General features: G+C 36.0%; 1 protein-coding gene. It reads right to left on the bottom strand.

All coding sequences use genetic code 11. The features are described from left to right. Positions 1 to 148 precede the first annotated feature (148 nt). The gene (locus tag ACTQ5K_RS25380; protein WP_016201461.1) at positions 149 to 1,264 is read right to left on the bottom strand and encodes an IS4 family transposase; all 1,116 of its coding nucleotides are present in this window, start codon (positions 1,262 to 1,264) and stop codon (positions 149 to 151) included. Positions 1,265 to 1,404 lie beyond the last annotated feature (140 nt).

The following is a 1,404-nucleotide window of genomic DNA, read 5'->3' as shown; positions in this document are numbered from 1 at the left end:
TCACTAGTGTTGCATAAATATTGTCGCAATTTTCAGTCTGATTATCCTCCTTGTTTAGAGCCAAAAAGGTAAATACCTATTCAAAGGTGGCTCCATCCATTTGGTTTTTTTTTACAATTAGACTTGTGCGACAACAACAATTTGCTTATTAAGGGATGGCTTTCCCTTCAATCTTTCGAAGCCAGATATGAGCTGGTTTCCACAATGCAGCCCTTAAATAACGGCTAATTTGTAAGGTTTTTCGCTTACTTCTTGTTTCAAGTTGTACGAGAACATGTAGGCAAAAAACAATCAGTGCGATAAACACTTGGTTTTGAATCGCCCATTCACTTTGACCGTAGAACTTTTTGATGCTGAGATGCTGTTTGATCCATTTAAAGAACAACTCAATTGCCCACCGTGATTTGTACATCTCTGAAATTTCTTCGGCACTCAAATCAAAACGATTGGTAATTAAATGCAGTTCATTTCCTTTTGAATCCATCACTTTTAGAAGACGAAAGTAATTTTCAGCACGGTTTTGAGTCGTACCAATCAACACCATTTGATCTGACAAAACAGCTGAATTCTCGGGTAGTTTAAAATTATAAACTTCCCGTATGACTGCGTTTTTCCGTAGCCTTGAAAGAAAAAAGTAACCATCATCTGTCATTCGGTCAAAGCGCTCGTAATCTAGGTAGCCACGGTCAAACACATACATGCATTCTTTATCATCAACCATGATTTCAAGCTGACCACGATCATGTTCTTTTGCCGTTGTTAAAACAGCCTTTTCAGGATAGGAACTCCCTTTTTCCATAAACACAAGTCTCAAATGCAACTTGACACCCGCTTTTGTTTTGCGGAACTTTGCCCATTTATGATTGGTCAAATTAAGTGGCAATGTGCTTGAATCAATGATTTTTAACGGCATAATAAGCTTTGTATAATGTGTTTTTGCATGAATTTGTGCGACTAAATCAAGGAAAAGCCTTTGAAATAAATCTGGATTTATACCGTTTAATCGGCGTGAGAGCTGAGAAATACTGATTGAATCAAGATCAATGCCTTTTTGTAGTTGGTCGTCGAAAAGACAATCGCTTAGCTCATGCAAACTTTCGACTTCTTGTAGCTGTGCAAAAAGGAGTAATTTTAGAAATGAGTCTGTTTTTAGTTTTTTCGTATAGTAATCTAATTTCAACGTTTTCACGGTTTCTTCAAAAAGTTGAAGATTTATTGGTGAAAACCATTGTCCAAATGAAGTTTTTCGTGTAATCTTGTCCATGAGTTGGTCCTTTTTTAGTGGATTTGGACGGGTTACCACCTGACTTATCCATTATAAAGGACTTTTTCTTTGCACAAAATAATAAAATTGAACATTTTGAGTATTTTTAATAGTGAAAATAAATTAATGCAACACTAGTG

It is taken from the genome of Niallia sp. Sow4_A1 (genome assembly GCF_052116745.1).
Taxonomy (GTDB): domain Bacteria; phylum Bacillota; class Bacilli; order Bacillales; family Cytobacillaceae; genus Niallia; species Niallia hominis.
Note: the sequence above shows the minus strand (reverse complement) of the source record. Positions and strands in the feature narration are given on the sequence as shown.

Bases quoted from the DNA above. Each gene is read 5' to 3' on its own strand.
- ACTQ5K_RS25380 (WP_016201461.1), bottom strand. From the start codon at position 1,264: ATGGACAAGATTACACGAAAAACTTCATTTGGACAATGGTTTTCACCA.